Origin of the sequence: Microbispora bryophytorum, from assembly GCF_006874465.1 — a bacterium.
GTDB classification, from domain to species: Bacteria; Actinomycetota; Actinomycetes; order Streptosporangiales; family Streptosporangiaceae; genus Microbispora; species Microbispora bryophytorum.
In genome coordinates this window covers 233,421-252,360 of record NZ_VIRL01000005.1, presented here as the reverse complement: position 1 = coordinate 252,360, position 18,940 = coordinate 233,421, and the positions used below count along the sequence as shown (strand labels likewise).

Annotated in this window: 20 protein-coding genes; 10 read left to right on the top strand and 10 right to left on the bottom strand. The window is 71.4% G+C overall.

Going from position 1 to position 18,940, the window contains the following annotated elements:
* Positions 1-41 precede the first annotated feature (41 nt).
* Complete coding sequence (locus tag FLX07_RS13140) at positions 42-974, top strand: TIGR03620 family F420-dependent LLM class oxidoreductase (RefSeq protein ID WP_208762192.1); 933 nt, start codon at positions 42-44, stop codon at positions 972-974.
* Positions 975-984: 10 nt separating this feature from the next.
* On the opposite strand, the gene FLX07_RS13135 is transcribed toward FLX07_RS13140, so the two are convergent.
* Positions 985-1,164: a hypothetical protein gene (locus tag FLX07_RS13135; RefSeq protein WP_142571026.1), complete on the bottom strand. Its 180-nt coding sequence runs from the start codon at positions 1,162-1,164 to the stop codon at positions 985-987.
* A 356-nt stretch (positions 1,165-1,520) separates the two neighbouring features.
* Here FLX07_RS13135 and rox point away from each other — a divergent pair, with 356 nt between their 5' ends.
* The gene (rox, locus tag FLX07_RS13130) at positions 1,521-2,945 is read left to right on the top strand and encodes a rifampin monooxygenase (protein ID WP_208762208.1); all 1,425 of its coding nucleotides are present in this window, start codon (positions 1,521-1,523) and stop codon (positions 2,943-2,945) included.
* 38 nt (positions 2,946-2,983) lie between these two features.
* Here the strand turns inward: rox and FLX07_RS13125 are convergent, their stop codons facing one another.
* Positions 2,984-3,712, bottom strand: a complete 729-nt coding sequence (locus FLX07_RS13125; RefSeq protein ID WP_142571024.1) for a class I SAM-dependent methyltransferase — start codon at positions 3,710-3,712, stop codon at positions 2,984-2,986.
* 37 nt (positions 3,713-3,749) lie between these two features.
* Here FLX07_RS13125 and FLX07_RS13120 point away from each other — a divergent pair, with 37 nt between their 5' ends.
* Positions 3,750-4,187 (top strand): MerR family transcriptional regulator, encoded by a 438-nt coding sequence (locus FLX07_RS13120; protein WP_167748228.1) that lies wholly within the window; start codon positions 3,750-3,752, stop codon positions 4,185-4,187.
* An 84-nt stretch (positions 4,188-4,271) separates the two neighbouring features.
* Here FLX07_RS13120 and FLX07_RS13115 read toward each other — a convergent pair whose 3' ends face one another.
* The 3 genes from FLX07_RS13115 to FLX07_RS13105 all read right to left on the bottom strand — a co-directional run bounded on the left by FLX07_RS13115 (position 4,272) and on the right by FLX07_RS13105 (position 8,011).
* Positions 4,272-5,033: a phytanoyl-CoA dioxygenase family protein gene (locus FLX07_RS13115; RefSeq protein WP_142571022.1), complete on the bottom strand. Its 762-nt coding sequence runs from the start codon at positions 5,031-5,033 to the stop codon at positions 4,272-4,274.
* A gap of 181 nt (positions 5,034-5,214) precedes the next feature.
* A complete protein-coding gene (locus FLX07_RS13110) occupies positions 5,215-6,648 on the bottom strand; it encodes a cellulose binding domain-containing protein (RefSeq protein ID WP_167748227.1) in 1,434 nt (477 codons plus the stop codon).
* A 322-nt stretch (positions 6,649-6,970) separates the two neighbouring features.
* Positions 6,971-8,011, bottom strand: a complete 1,041-nt coding sequence (locus FLX07_RS13105; protein ID WP_142571020.1) for a LacI family DNA-binding transcriptional regulator — start codon at positions 8,009-8,011, stop codon at positions 6,971-6,973.
* A gap of 282 nt (positions 8,012-8,293) precedes the next feature.
* Here FLX07_RS13105 and FLX07_RS13100 point away from each other — a divergent pair, with 282 nt between their 5' ends.
* Complete coding sequence (locus FLX07_RS13100; protein WP_142571019.1) at positions 8,294-9,382, top strand: RNA polymerase subunit sigma-70; 1,089 nt, start codon at positions 8,294-8,296, stop codon at positions 9,380-9,382.
* A gap of 244 nt (positions 9,383-9,626) precedes the next feature.
* Here the strand turns inward: FLX07_RS13100 and FLX07_RS13095 are convergent, their stop codons facing one another.
* On the bottom strand, positions 9,627-10,190 hold the full coding sequence (locus FLX07_RS13095; protein WP_142571018.1) for a dihydrofolate reductase family protein: 564 nt from the start codon (positions 10,188-10,190) through the stop codon (positions 9,627-9,629).
* Between the two features lie 188 nt (positions 10,191-10,378).
* Between FLX07_RS13095 and FLX07_RS36430 the strand changes: the two genes are divergently transcribed.
* Together FLX07_RS36430 and FLX07_RS13090 are read left to right on the top strand one after the other, a co-directional pair.
* On the top strand, positions 10,379-10,534 hold the full coding sequence (locus FLX07_RS36430; protein WP_167748226.1) for a hypothetical protein: 156 nt from the start codon (positions 10,379-10,381) through the stop codon (positions 10,532-10,534).
* Between the two features lie 29 nt (positions 10,535-10,563).
* Positions 10,564-11,424, top strand: coding sequence for a class I SAM-dependent methyltransferase (locus tag FLX07_RS13090; protein WP_142571017.1), 861 nt, complete (start codon positions 10,564-10,566; stop codon positions 11,422-11,424).
* Positions 11,425-11,510: 86 nt separating this feature from the next.
* Here FLX07_RS13090 and FLX07_RS13085 read toward each other — a convergent pair whose 3' ends face one another.
* The gene (locus FLX07_RS13085; protein ID WP_142571016.1) at positions 11,511-11,960 is read right to left on the bottom strand and encodes a carboxymuconolactone decarboxylase family protein; all 450 of its coding nucleotides are present in this window, start codon (positions 11,958-11,960) and stop codon (positions 11,511-11,513) included.
* A gap of 83 nt (positions 11,961-12,043) precedes the next feature.
* Here FLX07_RS13085 and FLX07_RS13080 point away from each other — a divergent pair, with 83 nt between their 5' ends.
* Complete coding sequence (locus FLX07_RS13080; protein ID WP_142571015.1) at positions 12,044-12,928, top strand: sigma-70 family RNA polymerase sigma factor; 885 nt, start codon at positions 12,044-12,046, stop codon at positions 12,926-12,928.
* Positions 12,925-13,176, top strand: coding sequence for a hypothetical protein (locus FLX07_RS13075; protein ID WP_142571014.1), 252 nt, complete (start codon positions 12,925-12,927; stop codon positions 13,174-13,176). The genes FLX07_RS13080 and FLX07_RS13075 overlap by 4 nt, the downstream gene beginning before the upstream one ends.
* Positions 13,177-13,214: 38 nt before the next feature.
* Here the strand turns inward: FLX07_RS13075 and FLX07_RS13070 are convergent, their stop codons facing one another.
* From FLX07_RS13070 to FLX07_RS13060, 3 genes are all read right to left on the bottom strand, one after another.
* Positions 13,215-14,363 (bottom strand): epoxide hydrolase family protein, encoded by a 1,149-nt coding sequence (locus FLX07_RS13070; protein ID WP_142571013.1) that lies wholly within the window; start codon positions 14,361-14,363, stop codon positions 13,215-13,217.
* Positions 14,364-14,577: 214 nt separating this feature from the next.
* Positions 14,578-15,726: a radical SAM protein gene (locus FLX07_RS13065; RefSeq protein WP_189104915.1), complete on the bottom strand. Its 1,149-nt coding sequence runs from the start codon at positions 15,724-15,726 to the stop codon at positions 14,578-14,580.
* Between the two features lie 186 nt (positions 15,727-15,912).
* A complete protein-coding gene (locus FLX07_RS13060) occupies positions 15,913-17,064 on the bottom strand; it encodes a TetR/AcrR family transcriptional regulator (RefSeq protein ID WP_142571012.1) in 1,152 nt (383 codons plus the stop codon).
* A 103-nt stretch (positions 17,065-17,167) separates the two neighbouring features.
* Here FLX07_RS13060 and FLX07_RS13055 point away from each other — a divergent pair, with 103 nt between their 5' ends.
* Together FLX07_RS13055 and FLX07_RS13050 are read left to right on the top strand one after the other, a co-directional pair.
* Positions 17,168-18,385, top strand: a complete 1,218-nt coding sequence (locus FLX07_RS13055; RefSeq protein WP_142571011.1) for a cytochrome P450 — start codon at positions 17,168-17,170, stop codon at positions 18,383-18,385.
* Between the two features lie 215 nt (positions 18,386-18,600).
* Positions 18,601-18,924, top strand: a complete 324-nt coding sequence (locus FLX07_RS13050; RefSeq protein ID WP_030508172.1) for a DMT family transporter — start codon at positions 18,601-18,603, stop codon at positions 18,922-18,924.
* Positions 18,925-18,940: the final 16 nt, after the last annotated feature.

Here is an 18,940-nt window from a genome sequence, read left to right as displayed (position 1 = left end):
AATCTGCGATACTTCGATATGTACTGGGTGTGGAGACGAGCGTGAGGAGATCATCGATGGGCGACCTCGACGGCCTGGATCTGGGCAGGTTCGGGATCTACACCTTCGACTTCGAGCACCAACCGGCCGCGCGGATGCGCGAGTCGGTGCAGGAACTGGAGGACCGGGGATGGCCCGCGTTCTGGATCCCGGAGCTGGCGGGGCGTGAGGCGTTCACGCACGCCGGTTACCTGCTCTCCTGCACGCGGCGGATCACCGTCGTCAACGGCATCGCGCAGATCTGGTCGCGCGAGGCCCCCAGGGCGTACGGCGCCGCGCTGCTCCTGGCCGACGCCTACCCCGGGCGGCACGTGCTGGGCCTGGGGTTCGGCGGCGTGCCGCGGCCGGGGATCACGCCGCTGGCGGCGATGGCCGGCTACCTCGACGAGATGGACGGGCTGACGACGCCCAACCCGCTGCCGCGGACGCCGATGCGCCGCATCCTCGCGGCGTACGGGCCCAAGATGCTCGAACTGGCCCGTGACCGCTCCGCCGGCGCGCTCACCTATCACGTCACCGTGGCGCACACCGCACAGGCGCGGGAGATTCTCGGGCCGGACGCGTTCCTGGGCGTCGAACACGCGGTGCTGTTCGAGTCCGACCCCGCCAGGGCCCGTGCGGCCGCGCGCGAGCACCTCCACCGTTACCTGAACACGCCGTACAACATCGCCAAGTTCCGGCGGCTGGGGTACGCCGATGAGGAGATCACGGGCGGCGGCAGCGACCGTCTCATCGACGACCTGGTGTTCTGGGGCGACCTCGACACCATCGTGGCCAAGCTCCGCGCGCACCTCGACGCGGGCGCCGACCACGTCGCGATCCAGGTCATCGGGATCGAGCCGGGGCGGTCCGCGCTGCCGTACTGGCGGATGCTCGGCGACGCGCTGCTGCCCTCTGCCGGTCCGGGAGACGCCGGCGTCCGATCCACCGAGTAAGGCGGGGGGCCTACTTGACGCCCCACTTCATGAGGGCGAACGCGCCCACGATCTTCAGCGCGACCAGCGCGATGACCACGCAGAACACGATCAGCGCGGGGCGGTGCTCGAAGTGCTTGCCCTCCTTGAGCGGAGGCCGCTTGGCGACGCGCTCGGCGATGCGCTCTTCGAGGGGTTTGCGGTGGAACATGAACGCAGACTACTACCCGCGTCGCCCGGTCCATCTGCTGATCGGAGGGCCGGAAAAAGGATTGGACGAGATCACGCCCGGGCTTGTAGCGTGCGGTCTACCGTGACACCGTCCGAGGAGGTGAGACCCATGAACGCTGCATCGACGTGGGTGCTCCCCCTTCCCGTCACGGCCGGGCGATTGACGTAGGTGTCGCCGGGAGTGCCTCGCCATCACGGCACTCCCGAAAGGCAACACCTATGCGTTCCCAGTTCACCGCCGAGCCGTCGTCGAGCGACATGGCCGATCGCGACTTCACCGTGGGCGAGGTCCCCGCAGTTGTCCGGGCACCCGCCACCGACGCCGATCGCGCACCCGTGTTCGACGTGATCATCGCCGGGTGCGGGCCGACCGGCGCGATGCTGGCCGCCGAACTACGGCTGCACGACATGCGGGTGCTCGTCGTGGAGAAGGAGACCGAGCCCAAGTCGTTCGTCCGCATCGTCGGTCTGCACATTCGCAGTATCGAGCTGATGGCGATGCGCGGACTGCTGGAGCGCGTTCTCCCGCATGCAAGACGGCGTCCGGCCGGCGGCTTCTTCGCCGCCATCGACAAACCCGCGCCCAAAGGGCTGGACTCCGCGCACGCCTATCTGCTGGGCATCCCGCAACCGGTGATCGAACGCCTGCTTGAGGAGCATGCGACCGAACTGGGCGCGCAGGTGCGGCGTGGTCGCGCGGTGACCGGTTTCGAGCAGGACGACGAGGGCGTGACCGTCGAGCTGGCCGACGGGGAACGGCTGCGTACGCGCTATCTCGTCGGCTGTGACGGCGCGCGCAGCACGGTGCGCAAACTGCTCGGCGTCGGCTTCCCCGGCGAGCCCTCCCGCACCGAGACGCTGATGGGCGAGATGGAAGTGGGTGCGCCGCAGGAGGAGATCACCGCCAAGGTGGCCGAGATCAACGAGACCCGCAAACCGTTCTGGCTCAGGCCCTTCGGCGGTGGGGTCTACAGCGTCGTCGTCCCCGCCGTGGGAGTCGTCGATCGCGCGGAACCGCCCACCCTCGAGGATTTCGAACACGCGCTGCGCGCCATCGCCGGAACGGATTTCGGCGTGCACTCCCCACGCTGGTTGTCCCGCTTCGGGGACGCCACCCGGCTGGCCGAACGGTATCGGGCCGGGCGGGTGCTGCTGGCCGGCGACGCGGCACACATCCATCCGCCCATCGGCGGGCAGGGCCTCAACCTCGGCGTTCAGGACGCGGTCAACCTCGGCTGGAAACTGGCCGCGCAGATCCGCGGCTGGGCGCCGGGCACACTGCTGGACACCTACCAGGCCGAACGCCGTCCGGTCGCCGAGGACGTGCTGGACAACACCCGCGCCCAGAGGGAACTGCTGTCCGCCGAACCGGGCCCGCAGGCCGTACGCAGGCTGCTCAGCGAACTGATGGACTTCGACGTGGTGAACCGCCATCTGATCGAGAAGATCACCGCGATCGGCATCCGCTACGACTTCGGCGACGGCCCCGACCTGCTCGGCCGCCGCCTGCGCGACATCGACGTGAAACAGGGCCGCCTCTACGATCTGCTGCATCGCGGCCGCGGCCTGCTGCTGGACCGCACCGGACGCCTGAGCGCCGGCGGCTGGTCGGACCGGATCGACTACCTCGCGGATCCCACCGCGGCGCTGGACGTCCCATGCGTCCTGCTACGCCCCGACGGCCACGTCGCCTGGATCGGCGACGATCAGCAGGATCTTGACGCCCACCTCTCCCACTGGTTCGGCACGCCCGCCGGCTGACCTCTCCCGGGCACCGGTCATCTCGCGTGTCCTGGCGGTCATGACGGCCTGCCGGCTGGATCGGCGGCGAGGACGCAGGCGACGGGCGGGTCGAGGTCGAGGGTCTCGACCCGCAGGCCGGTGAAGCCGGCCCGGGTGAGCAGGTCCTGAAGCTCTTGGGCGGCCCGGGCCGTGGTGTCCCGGGCCGTGGTGTCCCGGGCCGTGGTGTCCCGGGCAGCACGGTTCCTGGTGGCACTGTTCCGGGCAGCACTGTTCCGTGCGGCAGGAGGGCAGCGCGGCTGGCTGACGAGCGCGATGCGTCCCCCGGGCCGGAGCAGGCGGCGCAGCTCGCGAAGCCGCTCCACCGGGTCGGGCCAGAACCCCACGGAGTTGACCGCGAGGATCGCGTCGAGTGGATCGCCGAAGCTCGGCAGCCGCTCCACGGTGGCGTGCGCGAGGTGGACGCGGCCGGCGCGGATGGCGGCGGCGTTGCGACGGGCGGCCCGCCGGACCATGGTCTGCGAGTGGTCGACGCCGAAGACGTGGCCCCGGATGGCGCGGGCGGCGCACTCGGCGATGGCGATGCCGGGACCGAAGCCGACCTCGAGCACCCGGTCGGCAGGCTGCACGTCCAGCAGCGACACCGCCCAGATGTTGCGCTTCCGGTTGGAAGGGCGGTGGGCGAACATCCAGCCGTTCGCCCACCCGACGACGCCCCGGGGACGATGGGCCTGGCCCACCAGGTATCTGATCACGCGTTGCTTGAGAGACGCACCCGCTGTCCGCATGATCGCCAGTCAACGGCTTCAAGTACGCTTGAAGTCAATGGACGAGCGGTTGACGATCGGTGAGCTGGCGCGCCGCACGGGTGTGGCCACCTCCGCTCTGCGCTACTGGGAGGAGCTCGGCCTGCTGCCGGCGCCGGCCCGGGTCTCGGGCCAACGGCGTTATCCGCCGTCGGCGGTCGGGCTGGTCGGTGTGGTCTTGATGCTGCGGGATGTCGGTTTCACGCTGCGCGAGGTCAAGACGTTCGTCGCGTCCCGCTCGCCGGCCGGCGACGGCTGGCGGGAGCTGTACCACCGCAAGCTCGCCGAGCTGGATCAACGGATCGCCCGGGCTCAGGTGGCCCGCACCGCCATCGCCCACGGCTTGGCCTGCCCGCACGAGGACATCTTCGAGTGCTCCAACTTCGCGAGTGGGGTCGCGGCGATCCTGGAGGAGCGTTCTCTCGAAGAGGCTCACGAAGAGATCCACTCGCACTGACCTCGCCGCCGAGATCCGCCGAGATCCGCTGGGAGCGGCCCGTGCCCGCCGCCTCCGCGGTAGTGCGGCCCGAAGCCGCGCCGGTCAGCCGCCGAGCCCGAGCCGTACAGCCCGGGCGAGGGGGGTGGCGTCGCCGGGGGCCAGCGGCTCGGCCAGGAAGAGCGGGATCTGGGACATGAAGCGAGGCCGGGTGCCGCGGTGGGGCTGGGCGGCGTGGACAAGGTGCGGGTGGCACAGGTAGATGTCGCCGGGCAGTCCCGTCGCGCGGGTCTCGGGCCGATGCGCGGTCGCCTCGTCCAGCACCGGGCCGGAGGCGAAGAACTCCAGCCCCTGCGCGCCGTGCGGCTCCAGGACGCGGACGGTGTCGAGGTGGGAGCCGACCCTGATGCGGGTGGGCGCGTCGTCGGGACCGACCTCGGACAGCAACACCAGCACGAGCATCGTGTGGGACGCGAGGGCGTCGGTCCCCCAGGCGCCGGCCGGGCCGGGGTCGTTCTGGTCGATGTGCCAGCCGGTGTCCCCGGCGTCGGAGGGGTGGGGGAAGCGGACCGGCGTGTTGCCGATGGTGCCGCGCGGCACCCACCCGCCCTTGCCCGCGACGAGGTCCAGCGCCTCGGCAAGACGCGGGCCGCGCATCGCCTCCCCGAACGGGCCCTGCCCGGCGGGGTCGGGGGCGGCCCACACCACCGGCTGCGTCCAGTCCTCCGGCCGGTCGGGGGACAGGCCGATCTGCCGCCAGAGCAGATCCCTGATCCGATCCCCCGTCTCGCGCGGGAACGCCTCCTCCACCTTGAGGAAGCCCTCGGCGACGAAGCGGTCGAGGTCGGCGTCGGTGAAAACAGCCATGGCCGGACGCTAGCGAGCTCCGGCGCGGGGTGTCGATCGATTTATCCGGCCCCTCACCCGCCGAGCCCGGACGCCTCGCGGCGCGACGTTCTGCGGCGGGTGTGCCGTCGATGCAGGCGACCGGGTCAGGCCACCGGGTCGGTGCGAGGTGGCCTGCCGGCGTGATGAGGCGTTCGTCAGGTCACGGGCTGGTGCAGGTGACCGTGGGCGATGCCGGTGATCCGTTGGCGAGGAACCCGAACGTGGCGGAGGCGTTCGCGCCCAGCGAGCCGTTCCAGCTCACGTTCTTCACCGTCACCGCGGAACCGCTGACGCTCAAGGTGCCGTTCCAGAGCTGGCTGATCGTCTGCCCGCCGGCCAAGGTCCAGCGTGCCGTCCAACCGTTGATCCCCGAGGTCCCGGCGCGTACCGTCACCTCGCCCTGGAATCCGCCGGGCCACGAGTTGATCGTCGTGTAGGTGGCCGAGCACGCGCCGCCGACCGGCGATGGGCTCGCCGACGGCGAAGCCGAGGGGCTCGGGGACGGCGAAGCCGAGGGTGACGGGCTCGGGGACGGTGAGGCTGATGGCGAGGGGCTCGGGGACGGTGAAACCGAGGGGCTCGGGGACGTTCCCTTGTACTCCGCGACCACCTTGGCCAGGTTCGTTCCCGTCCCCCTCATGTAGGTCTGGTTGACCCACGAGGTGAAAGCGGTTTGGACGGCCGACGACGAGGTGCCCGACCACCGCTCCTCCTTGTCCTGGTCGAAGTAGACGACGTTCTTCAGGTCGGGGTAGCGGCCCGACTGCAGGACGGACGCCATGTCGTTGATCCACTGGGCCTTGTTGCCGCCATCCTCGCTGGAGCCGACCTCGCCGATCATGACCGGGCGCTTCGGGGCGACGGAGCGTGCCTTGGCGTAGGGGCTGGCGAACATCGAGTCGAAGCTCGTCCAGTAGTTGCCAGAGGGGTCCCAGGACGGGCCGAGGCCCCAGTTGTAGCCGTCGATGCCGACCCAGTCGACGTAGGCGTCACCGGGGTAGGACTGCCCGGGGTCGTTGAAGGAGGAGTTGGGGGTGGAGCTGTTGTTGAAGCACCACACCCACTGGACGTTGGTGGCGCCTGCGGCGACGACCAGGTCGTGCACCCGCCGGTAGGCGCTTATGTACAGAGCGGGGTTGCTGCCGTTGTTGACGATGCCCCAGGGGTACCAGTCGCCGTTGAACTCGTGTCCCCAGCGCACCATGATCGGCGCGCCGACCGATGCGAACTCCGCGCCGCGGGCCCTGATGTAGCTGTCCCATTTGCCGTTGACGATGTCCTGGAGGTGGATCTGGTTGGAGTCGCTCACGCTGAGAGTCGGGTTCCAGGGTTCCCAGGTGAAGTGCGTCATGACGCCCTGGTTCCACAGGGCCCTGGCCTCGGCCGCGTTGAAGGCGTTGCCGGTGGCCCAGCTGTCGAACCACTGCACGCTGGCCGGGGTGACCCCGTACCGGCTGACGGTTCCCGAGAGGATCTGGGAGGGGCTCGTCTCGCGGAACACCCCCAGGTACTTGGTTGAGGCGTCCGCGGTGGCGGCCTGCGGGGAGATGGTCAGCGCCGCGCACACGAGGAGACCGGCGATGAAGATGACCATAGTTCGGAGCCGCCCGAACTCGATCCGGTGTTTCATATGTCCTCCATGGATTGGACGCGATCCGAGCCGGTCACGCGGAGATCCGGGCGCTGAGGTCCATCGGCCTGCGCCACTCGCGCCGTCGGCTGCTCGTCGGCGCTTCGGGTCTGATCGGCGGGAGCGCGCGTGCCCAAATGGTGAAACAGAGGGCTGCACGGCGAACACCCCAGGCGAGTGGCGGCAACTGTTTCCGCAGGTGACCCGGATAATGGAATGAATGCTTCTGAAAGTTTCACGAAACACTCGTTCCTGGGCCGGCCTGCGGATGGCCGGTAAACCTGGGTCAGAGGAGGGGAGCGGTGCTGGAGCGCACCTCCAGCCGGGTCGCCAGCTCCACCCGGTCCTCGACCGGTGCTGCGCGGGAGGCCAGGGCCAGCACCATCTCGGCAGCGCTGGTCCCCATCTTCTGCAAGGGCTGACGCACGGTGGTCATCGGCGGGTCCGCCCACTGCGCGAGGGGCAGGTCGTCGAACCCGACGACGCTCAGGTCCTCGGGAACACGCAGCCCGGCCCGGTGGGCGGCCTGGTAGACCCCCAGAGCCTGCAGGTCGTTGGCGGCGAAGATCGCGGTCGGCGGATCCGCGAGCGCCAGCAACGCCTGGGCCTGCGTGCGGCCTCCCTCCACATACAGCGGGCCGGTGCGCACCAGGCCGGGATCGGCCGGGACGCCGGCCGAGTCCAGGGCGGCCCGGTAGCCGTCCAGGCGGGCCCGGCAGCACATCAGCGTGTCCGGCCCGTTGATCATGGCGATCCTGCGGTGGCCCAGCTCCAGCAGGTGGCGGGTGGCGGCCAGGCCGCCGTTCCAGTTGGTGGCCCCCACCGAGGGGACGCGGTGGTCGGGCTCGCCGCGGGGGTCCAGGGCGACCAGCGGAATGGAGCGGCTGGCCAGCCGGGCCCGCTGGCGTTCGCTGAGGTCGGCCGAGACCGCGATCACCCCGAGCGGGCGGCGGGCCAGCACCTGGTCGATCCAGCCCGAGTGCGGGGAGCGCCGACCGCGCATGTCGGTCAGGCCCAGGATCATGCCACGGTCCTGGACGACCTCGTCCATGCCCCGGATCAGCTCCAGCGCCCACAGGCTGTCGAGGGACTCGAAGACGACCTCCACCACCGCACTGGAGTCGACCGCGTCCGGCCGGCGCCGCCAGCCGTGCTCCTGCACCAGCTCCTCGACCTTGCGGCGGGTGCCGGCCGCCACACCGGGATGGCCGTTGATCACTTTGGAGACGGTCGGGGCGGACACGCCGGCCAGCTTCGCGATATGCGCCAGCGTGACCTCCGGGCGGGGACGCGGGGCCGCGTACGGGTCGTGGGGGGTAGCGGTCACCCCGAGATTCTACGAAGAATAGAAGCAGTCAAGAAAATTGCGGAATCATTCGCCAGAAATACCATTATGAGCAGCGCGAAAAGTCTTTCTCATGGGGTGTCCACGAATCTTGGCCGGTCACTGCGTCAGAAGGAACCTCGGGTCCTCGCGAAGCCCGCTCCGCTCCACTCCGGTGAACGTTCCTGACGAACGGCCCGGTGTCAGCGGCTTCACCGCTCAGAAATCCTCCGCCACGTCGTCAGTTCTGGCAGCCCCTCGCCACCCGCGGAAGGATTGACCACCATGACCGACGACAGACTGCTGGGCGACGACGAGGCCGCCTTCATCGCGGCGGCCCGCTCACGTGACGCAGCACGGTTCGCGCTCATCACGGAGCGCCACCGGCGTGAGCTGCAGGTGCACTGCTACCGGATGCTCGCGAACTACGAGGACGCCCAGGACATGACGCAGGAGACGTTCCTGCGGGCGTGGCACAAGCGGGAGTCGTTCAAGGGCCACGCTGCGCTGCGGACCTGGCTGTACCGGATCGCGACGAACGCCTGCCTCGACTTCCTGGACAAGCGCAACGACCGCACACCCGTGCCTGCCGAGCTGCCGGGCGCGGGCTCGGAAATGCGCTACCTGCAGCCCTACCCGGACCGGATGCTCCCGGAGGACCCACAGGAGTCGGTGGTGGCTCGGGAGACGATCGAGCTGGCGTTCATCGTCGCCGTCCAGCACCTGCCGCCGCGGCAGCGGGCGGTGTTCATCTTGCGCGACGTCCTCGGCTGGCCGGCGTCGAAGGCCGCCGACGCCCTCGAACTGACCGTCGCATCGGTGACCAGCGCACTGCAGCGGGCGCGCGTGACGATGCGCGACCAGCTGCCCGACCGCCGCCTCGACTGGCGGAGCCCTGCCACGCACGAGCTGTCGGATGACGAGCGCGGCGCGGTGAAGTCGTATATGGACGCCCATGAGCGCAACGACCTCGACGGGCTGATGGCCCTGCTGCGCGACGACCTGCGCTTCACGATGCTGCCCGAGCCGGGCACCTTGAGCGTCACGGCCAAGGACGCGGTGGACGGCTGGGTTTCCAATGGGCTCTTCCAGCGCGGTTACGACGACTGGCGCTGCATCGCCACGACGGTCAACCGCATGCCTGCCGCCGTGCTGTACCTCCGCACCCCCGACGACCCGGAATACCGGCTGTATAACATCGCGGTCCTGCACATCGTCGACGGGAAGCTCGCCGAGCTCACCGGATTCGACGCGACCGGCAAACCATGGCTGGGCCTGCCCCCGACACTGTCATCGAACAAAGGCCCCGTCGTCGACGAGTCCAGCGCAGGGGCCGCCGTCACCGAAGCCGCCGCCGAAGTCACCGCCGAATGAGCACCCCGGCCAGCGGGACACCGACGCGGCGACGCGAACACCACCGCCCCGCCGGCGTTGCCGGCGGGGCGTCTTCATGCCCGACGATCATCGTCAGGATCAACGACGCCGTCGCCTTCCTCTCTGGTGCTCACTTGGAACGCGAGGAAGGGCCTGGGGGAGGGTTCCCTCATCGCCGAGGGTCACGGTGAGCACGCCAGGAAGGATTTCGGCCCGGCCTCACGAGCCGGGCATCGGCTCGTGCTCATCGCCTCGTCTCGTATCGGGTCAGCACCACGCCGCCGGGAAATGCCCGCGTCTCGGCCAGGTGCAGGTTCACCCAGCTGTCCAGCGCGGTGAAGAACGGCGTGCCGCCGCCCACCAGGACCGGCATGGTGACCAGCGCGTACTCGTCGATCAGCCCGGCCCGCATGGCCGCCCCGGCGAGCGTGGCGCCGCCGATGTCCATTGGGCCGCCGTCCTCGGCCTTGAGCCGGGTGATCTCGGTGACCGCGTCGCCGGTGACCAGGCGGGTGTTCCAGTCGACCGTGCTGGTCGTCGAGGAGAACACCACCTTCGGCATGTCCCGCCAGCGGCGGGCGTACTCGATCTCCGCCGGTGTGGCGCCGGGCTGCTGGTCGGCGGTCGGCCAGTGGGAACTCATCGTCTCCCACAGTTTGCGCCCGTACAGCGCCAGGCCGGTCGCCCCCACCCGGTCGGACCACCACTGGAACAGCTCGTCGCTCGGTACGCTCCAGCCGAGGTCGTCGCCGGGCGCGGCGATGTAGCCGTCCAGGCTCAGGTTCATGCCGAAGATCAATTTCCGCATCGTGCCGGCCTCTCGTGAGTCGATCTCACACGTACAGACGGGCGCGGCGCGGAAACCTCATCGGTGCACGAGCTGCGTCCGCAGGTAGTCCTCGCGTTCCGGACTCAGCGCGGCGTACTCGGCGGGCTCGAGCACCACCGATTCGCCGAGCAGCCGCCCCATGCGAAGGTGAACCAGCCGGCCATCTCGTGGACCCCGACGACCTGGCGACCGTCAGCCCGCTGATCACGCGTACCCTACGCCGCTTCGGTGACCGGCACCTGGACCTCACCCCGCCCAAGGACGTCGTCGCCACCAGGTTGGACCTGGCCCCCGGAGCGCTGTTCCCGACCGCGCCGGTGTGACGCCCCGGCGGCCTGGCTAGGGTGAACGCATGACTGATGCGGCGGGAAGGGTCGAGCCGTCCGGGGTGTGGGCCACAGCCGTGGGCGTGGCCCGGGTGAGGGCGATGGAGACGGCACGCGAGCAGCCGCTGTTCCGGGACCCGCTGGCGCTGGCCTTCGCCACGGCCGGCGGGAGAGGCCCCGGGACGCCGCCGCCCCCGCGCGCGGACGAGGCGGCGCGGCGCCGCTGGCTCGGTGTGGCCCTCTCGATCGTCATCCGGACGAAGTTCCTGGACGACCTGCTGGACCGGGCGGTCGCGTCCGGCGTCCGGCAGGTCGTGCTGCTCGGAGCCGGGATGGACAGCAGGGCCTTCCGGCTGGACTGGCCTGCGGGGACCCGGCTGTTCGAGGTCGACACGGCCGAACCGCTGGGCTTCAAGGCCTCGGTGCTGCGTCAGGAGCGGGCCGTTCCGCGCTGCGAGCGGATCACCGTCCCGGTCGACCTGCGCGAGGACTGGCCCGGCGCCCTGGCCGCGGCCGGGCACGATCCGGCGCAGCCGACAGTGTGGATCGCCGAGGGACTGCTGATCTATCTGCCCAAGGACGCGGTGCAGTCGCTGCTCGAACGGGTGGGCGCGCTGTCCGCCGCAGGCAGCAGGATGGGCCTGACGCTGGGCCCGCGCGGTGTGGTCGAACGCTTCCGCGGGGACGCCGCTCCGGGATCGGCAGCGTCGATGTGGGTCTCGGAGATGCCGGAGGACCCGGTCGGCTGGCTGGACGGCCTCGGCTGGAAGGCGGAGACCTTCACCCTGCGTGAGCGCGCCGAGGCCTACGGCCGTCCGGTGCTCACCCCGCCGCAGCAGGACGAAGGCAGCGGCGGACTGGTCTCGGCGGTGCGCGCGGCGCACTGAGCACGACGAAGGCCGCCGCGTGTGGCGGGGCGCCGGCCTTCGACTGTCCGTCCCTGCTGTCACCGGCTGATGACGCCCCGCCCGGCTCACCAGGTCGTGCCGGCCTGCTCCCGGACCGCGCGGTTGATCCGGTTGAAGAAGTTGGTCATCGCGACGTTCAGGATGATCGCGGACAGCTGCCCGTCGTCGAAGTGGGCGGCGGCAGCCTCCCAGATCTCGTCGGTCACGCCCGGCGCGCCGTCCTGGATGCGGGTGGCGGCCTCGGTCAGCGCGAGCGCCGCCCGCTCCGCCTCGGTGAAGAAGGGCGTCTCGCGCCACGCCACCACGCTGTGCAGCCGCTCGTCGGTCTCTCCGTGCTTCTTCGCCGACGCGACCCCGGCGAACACGCACGGGCTGCAGCCGTTGATCTGGCTGGCGCGCAGGTGGACCAGCTCGAGGGCGCGCGGGTCGACGCCACCGGCGTGAATCGCCTTGTAGAGGTGCTGGACTGCCGTGATCACGTCGGGATTCGCCGGGCTCTTCATGCGTGCTTCCATCAGTGATGCTCCTTCATCGGTTACCTCGGCCCGTCCGGGCCCGTCATCCCGATGACGAAGCGCATTCGAGGAAGGTAACAAACATGTCCGACACCAGCCCGGCGGACCTGGTGGCCAAGACGTTCGAGGCCCAGCGCGACCGGCTGCGCGCGGTCGCCTACCGCATGCTCGGATCCCACGCCGACGCCGAGGACGTGGTCCAGGAGGCCTGGCTGCGGCTCTCCCGGCAGGACACGGCGGCCATCCACAACCTCGCCGGCTGGCTGACCACGGTGGTCGGCCGGATCAGCCTCGACGTCCTGCGATCGCGCCAGGCCCGCCCCGAGGCGTCCTACGACGACCGGCTGCCCGAGCTCGTCGTGACGGTCGACGACGGCCCCGCGCCGGAGGACGACGTGGCGCTCGCCGACTCGGTCGGGCTCGCGCTCCTCGTCGTCCTCGAGTCGCTCGGGCCGGGCGAGCGGCTGGCGTTCGTGCTGCACGACCTTTTCGCGGTGCCGTTCGACGAGATCGGCCAGATCCTCGGCAAATCCGCAGACGCCGCCAAAATGCTCGCCAGCCGCGCCCGCAGGAAGGTGCAGACGACAGAGCACCCGGCGCCCGCCGGACGGCAGCAGCGCGAGGTGGTCCAGGCCTTCCTGGCGGCGGCACACCGCGGCGACTTCGAGGGACTGCTGCGCGTGCTCGACCCCGAGGTGAAGCTGACCGCCGACACCCCCGGCGGCGTGGTCGTCGTACTCGGCGCCACCGAGGTCGCCACCGGCGCACAGAGCCGTGCAGCCGCCGGCGCGGCCGTGCGAGGCCGGGCGGTGCTCGTCGACGGCCTTCCCGGATTCGTGTCGTGGCGCGCGGACGGCACCCCGCTGTCGGTCATGGCGTTCACCATCGCCGACGGCCGGATCACCGGGATCACGGTCGTGACCGACCCGGCCAGGCTCGCGGTGATGGACCTGCCCGAGCCGGAGTGAGTCGCCGCCGAAATCGCCTGCGCGTCGCCGACGGCGGCCACGGTCTCGTGCCCGGCGTCGGCGAGCAGCCGCGTCAGCCCTTCGCGGAGCAGTACCGATCGATCGAATGCACCGCCGTCGGCGTGCGGATCTCGATCATCATCGACCACAGGCTCACGTTGCCCGACGCCGACGTGACGAAGGCCGGCAGGTCGAAGCCGTCGTCCTCGTCGGTCGGTGGTCGGTGGTCGGTGGCCGGTGGCCGGTGACCGGCGGTCGGTGTGGGCCGTACACGCCGGCCATGCCCCTACCGGGCTGTCAGACTCCGGAAGAAGTCCCGGATATCGGCGACCAGGAGATCCGGGGCCTGCAGCGAGGCGAAGTGCCCGCCACGGGGAAACCGCGACCAGTGGACGACGGTGTTCGACAGCTCGGCCAGCCCGCGGATCGCCCGGTCACCGAGGAAGTTCGCCACCCCCGTCGGCACCGGCGAGGGCGGGGGCCGCCGGCCCCACGCCTCCGACGCGGTCTCCAGGTACAGCCGCGCGGCCGATCCCGCCGTGGCGGTCAGCCAGAAGATCGTGACGTTGGTCAAGACAGTGTCGCGGTCGACGGGGGTTCGCTCGGTCCGGGTGGGATCCCAGTCCACGAACCACTCCAGGTTCCACGCCAGCTGGCCGGCCGGGGAGTCGTTGAGCGCGTACGCCAGGGTCTGCGGCCGGGTGGACATCTGGGTGGCGTAGCCGGAGTGGCCGTACCACCACGACTGGTTCCGCCTGGCCTGTTCGCGTTCGTCGCCGGACAGCGCGTCCAGCTCGCCGGGGTCGATCGGCGTCGAGGCGGTGGCCAGCGCGTTGACATGGACGCCGATCACGCGCTCCGGCGCGATCCGGCCGAGCTCGGGGGAGACGATGCTGCCGAAGTCGCCCCCCTGCGCGCCGAAACGCTCATACCCCAGGCGGCGCATGAGCTCGGCCCAGGCCCGGGCGACGCGGCCGGCCCCCCACCCGGTCTCGCGGGTCGGCCCGGAGAACGCGAAACCCGGCACCGAGGGCGCGACGACGTGGAAGGCGTCCGCCGGATTCCCGCCGTGCGCCCGGGGGTCGGTCAGCGGCCCGAGGATGTCCAGGAAGTCGTACACCGTGCTCGGCCAGCCGTGCGTGATGATCAGCGGGGTGGCGTCGGGCTCGGGGGAGCGTACGTGCAGGAAATGAATGTTCTGGCCATCGATCTCGGTGGTGAACTGCGGGACCTTGTTGAGGCGGGCCTCGTGCTCGCGCCAGTCGTAGCCGGTGCACCAGTGTTCGACCAGCCCCATGAGGTGGTCCTTGTTCACCCCGTAGGACCAGCCGACGCCGGGAAGCTCATCGGGCCAGCGGGTGCGGGCCAGACGGCCGGTCAGGTCGTCGAGGTCGGCCTGCGGGACGTCGACGCGAAACGGCTGTGGTGTGCTCATGGCGGCCAGCCTCCCGTCTGTTTAGGACAGTTGCCGTCCTACATGTCCATCAGCATGGACGGATGTCGGACACCCCGGCCCGCCTGCTCCGCATGCTGTCGTTGTACTCGCCCGGCACCTTCGCGGGCTGCCCGGCCGCTTCGCCGGTGCGGTGGCGCAGCGGTGACGGGGCTTGCGCCGCGACGGCTCCGGCGCATCCTCGTCCGCATTCTCGTCAGACGAGGGCGAGCTGGCGGGCGGGGGAGCGGCGCCGCCGCCACCGCCGGGCGTCCCTGCCGATGCCGTAGGTCTCGGCGAGGGCGCGCACCTGCTCGGCGATCCGCCGCCGATAGCCGTCCTCGGCGACCTGGCCCCTGCCGTACAGCGCCTGGTAGCGCGGCACGAGACCGGGATGCTCACGCTCCAGCCACCCCATGTACCACTCCCGGGCACCGGCGGGCAGGCGCAGCACGACGGGCGTCACGCTGACCGCGCCCGCCTCGGCCGCCCGCCGTACGGTCGCCAGCAGGTGATCGGTGGAGTCGGCGATGAGCGGCAGGATCGGCGCCATCAGCACACCGCAGGGAATGCCGGCCTCGTTCAGCGTCGCGCAGACCTCCAGGCGCCGCTGCGGGGTCGCGGCTCCCGGCTCGACGGCGCGTCGTAGCCGGTCGTCGACGAAGCCGACGGACACCAGGGCGCCGACCTGCGTCACCTTCGCGGCCTCGCGTAACAGGTCCAGATCACGCAGGACGAGCGGGCTCTTGGTGAGCACGGTGAACGGGTTGGCCGCGTCGGCGAGCGTCCGGATGACGCCGGGCATCAGGCGGTAGATCTCCTCGGCGGGCTGGTAGCAGTCGCCGGTGAGGCCCAGCGCGACCGGCTCGCCGCTCCAGCGGGGGGAGTCCAGCTCGCGCCGCAGGCGGCGGGCCAGGTCGGTCTTGACGACGATCTTCGTGGAGAAGTCGCAGCCGGGATCCAGGCCGAGGTAGCGGTGGCCGCGCCGGGCGGTGCAGTAGCCGCAGCCCGCCTCGCAGCCGCGATAGGGGCTCGCGCCCCACGTGAAAGGCAGCTCGGCGGCCTCGGGCACCCGCTCCAGCGCCGCGCGGGCCGGCACCTCATAGCAGGTGATGCCGTCGAAGACGCGGGTGACGGCCTGCCGCTCGATGCGCGGGCGGGCGGGCCCCTCACCGACGAGCGACTGCTGCACAGACGGTCCTCGCTGCCGCCCGGGCTGCTCAGGCTGCTCGGGCTGCTCGGGCTGCCTGGACTGCTCAGGCTGTCGCGCGGGCTGCTCAGGCTGCTCGGGCTGTCTCATGGAGTGTCCGGGCTGCTGCGCCGTCTGCTCGGGCTGCCGCGCCTGCTGCTGCCCGGACCGGCGCACCGTCTGCTGCTGCCCGCGGGGCCGCGCATCGGGCTGGTCCTCCGCGCAAGAAGTGGCGTCGCGACGCATGAGGTTCAGTAGAACACGCATTCGACCCTCGCGCCAAGTGTCCACGCCCGCGCGCGCCGCCCGCCTCCCGGCCTCCCGCGGTCGGCCCAGCGGTCGGCCCAGCGGTCGGCGCGGCGATCAGAGTTCGGCGGAGGCGGCGGCGTGACAAGCGCCGTACCCGTCGGCGCGGGCGACCACGCGGCCCGACCGCACCAGCACGGCCGCCTCGGTCCCGTCGCTCACGGCGGTCACCCCGGCCGCCGCCGCCACGGCTCCCTCGTCGTCGTGCACCACGCGCAGGCGCGGCCAGGCCGGCGCGGGCAACACCTGCCGCAGGCAGGCGCGCAGGTCGGCGAGGGTCAGCCGGGCGAGCGGCCCCAGCTCGCCGGCATCGCCGGTGACCAGGACCGCGGTGACCTCGCCGCCGGGTGGCATGGCCCGCACCGCTTCCTCCACGGCCTCAAGACGGTGCAGCCCGAGGACCGCCACCACGCCGTCACGCGCGAGCGGGACCGGCTCGCCCCGCACCGCGTCCACCGCGAGCGGCGGCGACCAGGGCTCGCGGGCGGGCCGCGCGCGGGGCACGAAGGGCAGGTGAGGAGGATCCCACCGGTCGCCGAGATCGAGGTCCGCCAACCCGGCGCACGCCGCGACGATGTCGAACGGCTCTACGAACCCGGGCGCCGCGTCGGCCATCTGGCTCACGCCGTGCAGTGTGGTCAGGGCCGTCTCCGCGACCCGCACCCGCCGCCGCGCGCGGGCGTGCCCGTCCAGTCGTTCGAGCGCGAGCCCGAGCACGATCGCGTTCAGCTTCATGAGCTGCGCGAACGGCTGGCGGATCCGCTGGTCGGCGAGCACCTCCGGCATGAGGTCCATGCCGAGCCTGGCCGGACCGTCGGTGGCCAGCGGAAGCCGGGAGACCCAGGCGCGGGCGAACGCGCCGAGCGCCTCGCGGGCCGTGGCCGCGGCGGGTGTCCCCAAATCAACCGTCCCGGCATCGTTCGTCTCGGCATCGGCCTCGCCGACGGGCGTTTCGCCGGACGCGGAGGAGGACCGCCGTAGGCCGTCCGGCTCGGCCTCCCGCTCGGCCAGGTCGGCCAGCACCGAGAAGTACAGGGCCCGCTTGCCCGGAAAGTTGGAGTAGACCGCGCCGCGGGTGAGCCCCGCCCGGTCGGCGATCGCGTCCACCTTGGCGTCGCGGAACCCCCGCTCGGTGAACTCGTCGCGGGCGGCGGTCAGCACCCTGGCCCGGTTGCGCGCCTGAAGCTCGGCCCTGGTGAGGCGTTCCATCCCTCTCCTCGTCCGCGTACGCCCGCTTGCCGTACGGCGGGACCCAAGATACCGTCGCCACTCAGATGATAAGACCATCTGGACTGAACATTTGGAGTTGCCTGTGACCCCCGTGCCCGAGGTGGACCTCACCGATCCCGAGGTCCTGCGCGACCCCTTCACCGCGTACGGACGGGCGCGCGAACGTGCGCCGCTCGCCCGGCTGCTGATTCCCGGCCTCGGCCCGATATGGGCTCTGGCCAGGCACGACGACGCGCGGTCGATGCTCGCCGACGCCCGTTTCGAGCTCACCGCCGACAGCTTCATGCGCCCGCAGGTCCCCGACGACTGCCTGCCGTACATGCGGACCATGAGCGAGATGAGCGGCCCCGAGCACGCGCGGCTGCGCCAGCTGGTCGCCCCGGCCTTCACCCCCCGGCGGGCCGCCGAGTTCCGGCCCCGGATCGAGGCCCTCGTCGAGGCGCTGCTCGACGACCTGCTCGACGACCTGCCCGCCCAGGCGGACGGCGGGCGGGTCGACCTGCTGCGGCACTTCGCCCGGCCACTGCCGATGGACGTCATCTGCGCGCTGGTCGGCATTCCCGAGCAGGACCGCCCGCGCTGGCGCGAATGGGGCGCCACCGTCGCCGCCGGGGCCGGCCAGGATTTCGCGCGGGCCATCCCGGGCATCATGGCGGGCGCCGCGGACGCCGTCGCCGCCGCTCGCGCCGGTCACTCCGGTCACTCCGACGAGCCCGGGGGAGTGCTGGGCGAGTTGGTGCGCGTCCAGGCCGAAAACGGGGACCGGCTGAGCGACACCGAGATCGTCACCCTGGTCTGGCACCTGGTCCTCGCCGGGCAGACCCCGACCAACCTCATCGCCAACGCCGTGGCCGCCCTGCTGTCCCACCCGGCCCAGCTCGCCGCCGTACGCGCCGATCCCGCGCTGATGCCGGGCGCCGTCGAGGAGCTCATCCGCTGGTGCGGCCCCACGCTGCTGGCGATTCCACGCCACGCCCGCCAAGACGTCGAACTGCACGGCGTGACCGTGCCCGAGGGTGCGAAGGTGACCGCCCTGATCGCCGCGGCCAACCGCGACCCGCGGGTGTTCGACGACCCCGACCGGCTGGAGGTGACCCGGGCCCCCGGCGCCGGCCACCTCGGGTTCGCCCACGGCCCGCACTTCTGCCTCGGCGCCTCCCTGGCCCGCGTGCAGACCCAGGTCGCGATCGCCGCGCTGCTGCGCCGCTTCCCCGGCCTGGCCCTGGCCGTCCCCGCCGACGAGCTGCGCGCCCCCGACCCCGGCACGTGGCGGCTGACCGCGCTGCCGGTGACCCTGTGAAACGCGGCCGATGACGCGGTGCTCGTCCTCCGGCCGGGCGCCCAGGAGCGGCCGGGCGCGGCAGGGAGTGGCAGGGAGTGGCAGGGCGCGGGGATGGTCCCCGTCTGCACGACCGGTCGACAAGCCTGGAGCGCCTGGTTGGCCGGCCCATGGCTTTGCGGGGCAACGCCACGTAAAATTGGGACAAGCGTACCGTTTTTATTGAAGAGGTTCCCATGGCCTGGCTCCTGCTCGTCGGCGCGATCGCCTCGGAGGTCCTGGCCACCTCCGCGCTCAAACTCAGCGACGGCCTGACCCGCTGGGGCTGGACCATCGTCGTCGCCGCCGGGTACATCGCCTCGTTCCTCCTGCTGGCCTGGGCGCTCAAGCTCCGCATGCCCGTCGGCATCGCGTACGCGGTGTGGGCGGGCACCGGGACCGCGGCGATCGCGCTGATCGGCGCCCTGTTCCTCGGCGAGCACATGAACCTCGTCAAGGCCGCCGGCATCGCGCTGATCATCGCCGGGGTCGCCGTGCTCAACCTCTCCGGCGCGCACTGACCGACCGGCACCGATC

Bases quoted from the DNA above. Each gene is read 5' to 3' on its own strand.
- FLX07_RS13135 (WP_142571026.1), bottom strand. From the start codon at position 1,164: ATGTTCCACCGCAAACCCCTCGAAGAGCGCATCGCCGAGCGCGTCGCC.
- FLX07_RS13125 (WP_142571024.1), bottom strand. From the start codon at position 3,712: ATGCGGACAGCGGGTGCGTCTCTCAAGCAACGCGTGATCAGATACCTG.
- FLX07_RS13120 (WP_167748228.1), top strand. From the start codon at position 3,750: ATGGACGAGCGGTTGACGATCGGTGAGCTGGCGCGCCGCACGGGTGTG.
- FLX07_RS13115 (WP_142571022.1), bottom strand. From the start codon at position 5,033: ATGGCTGTTTTCACCGACGCCGACCTCGACCGCTTCGTCGCCGAGGGC.
- FLX07_RS13110 (WP_167748227.1), bottom strand. From the start codon at position 6,648: ATGGTCATCTTCATCGCCGGTCTCCTCGTGTGCGCGGCGCTGACCATC.
- FLX07_RS13100 (WP_142571019.1), top strand. From the start codon at position 8,294: ATGACCGACGACAGACTGCTGGGCGACGACGAGGCCGCCTTCATCGCG.
- FLX07_RS13095 (WP_142571018.1), bottom strand. From the start codon at position 10,190: ATGCGGAAATTGATCTTCGGCATGAACCTGAGCCTGGACGGCTACATC.
- FLX07_RS13090 (WP_142571017.1), top strand. From the start codon at position 10,564: ATGACTGATGCGGCGGGAAGGGTCGAGCCGTCCGGGGTGTGGGCCACA.
- FLX07_RS13085 (WP_142571016.1), bottom strand. From the start codon at position 11,960: ATGGAAGCACGCATGAAGAGCCCGGCGAATCCCGACGTGATCACGGCA.
- FLX07_RS13080 (WP_142571015.1), top strand. From the start codon at position 12,044: ATGTCCGACACCAGCCCGGCGGACCTGGTGGCCAAGACGTTCGAGGCC.
- FLX07_RS13070 (WP_142571013.1), bottom strand. From the start codon at position 14,363: ATGAGCACACCACAGCCGTTTCGCGTCGACGTCCCGCAGGCCGACCTC.
- FLX07_RS13060 (WP_142571012.1), bottom strand. From the start codon at position 17,064: ATGGAACGCCTCACCAGGGCCGAGCTTCAGGCGCGCAACCGGGCCAGG.
- FLX07_RS13050 (WP_030508172.1), top strand. From the start codon at position 18,601: ATGGCCTGGCTCCTGCTCGTCGGCGCGATCGCCTCGGAGGTCCTGGCC.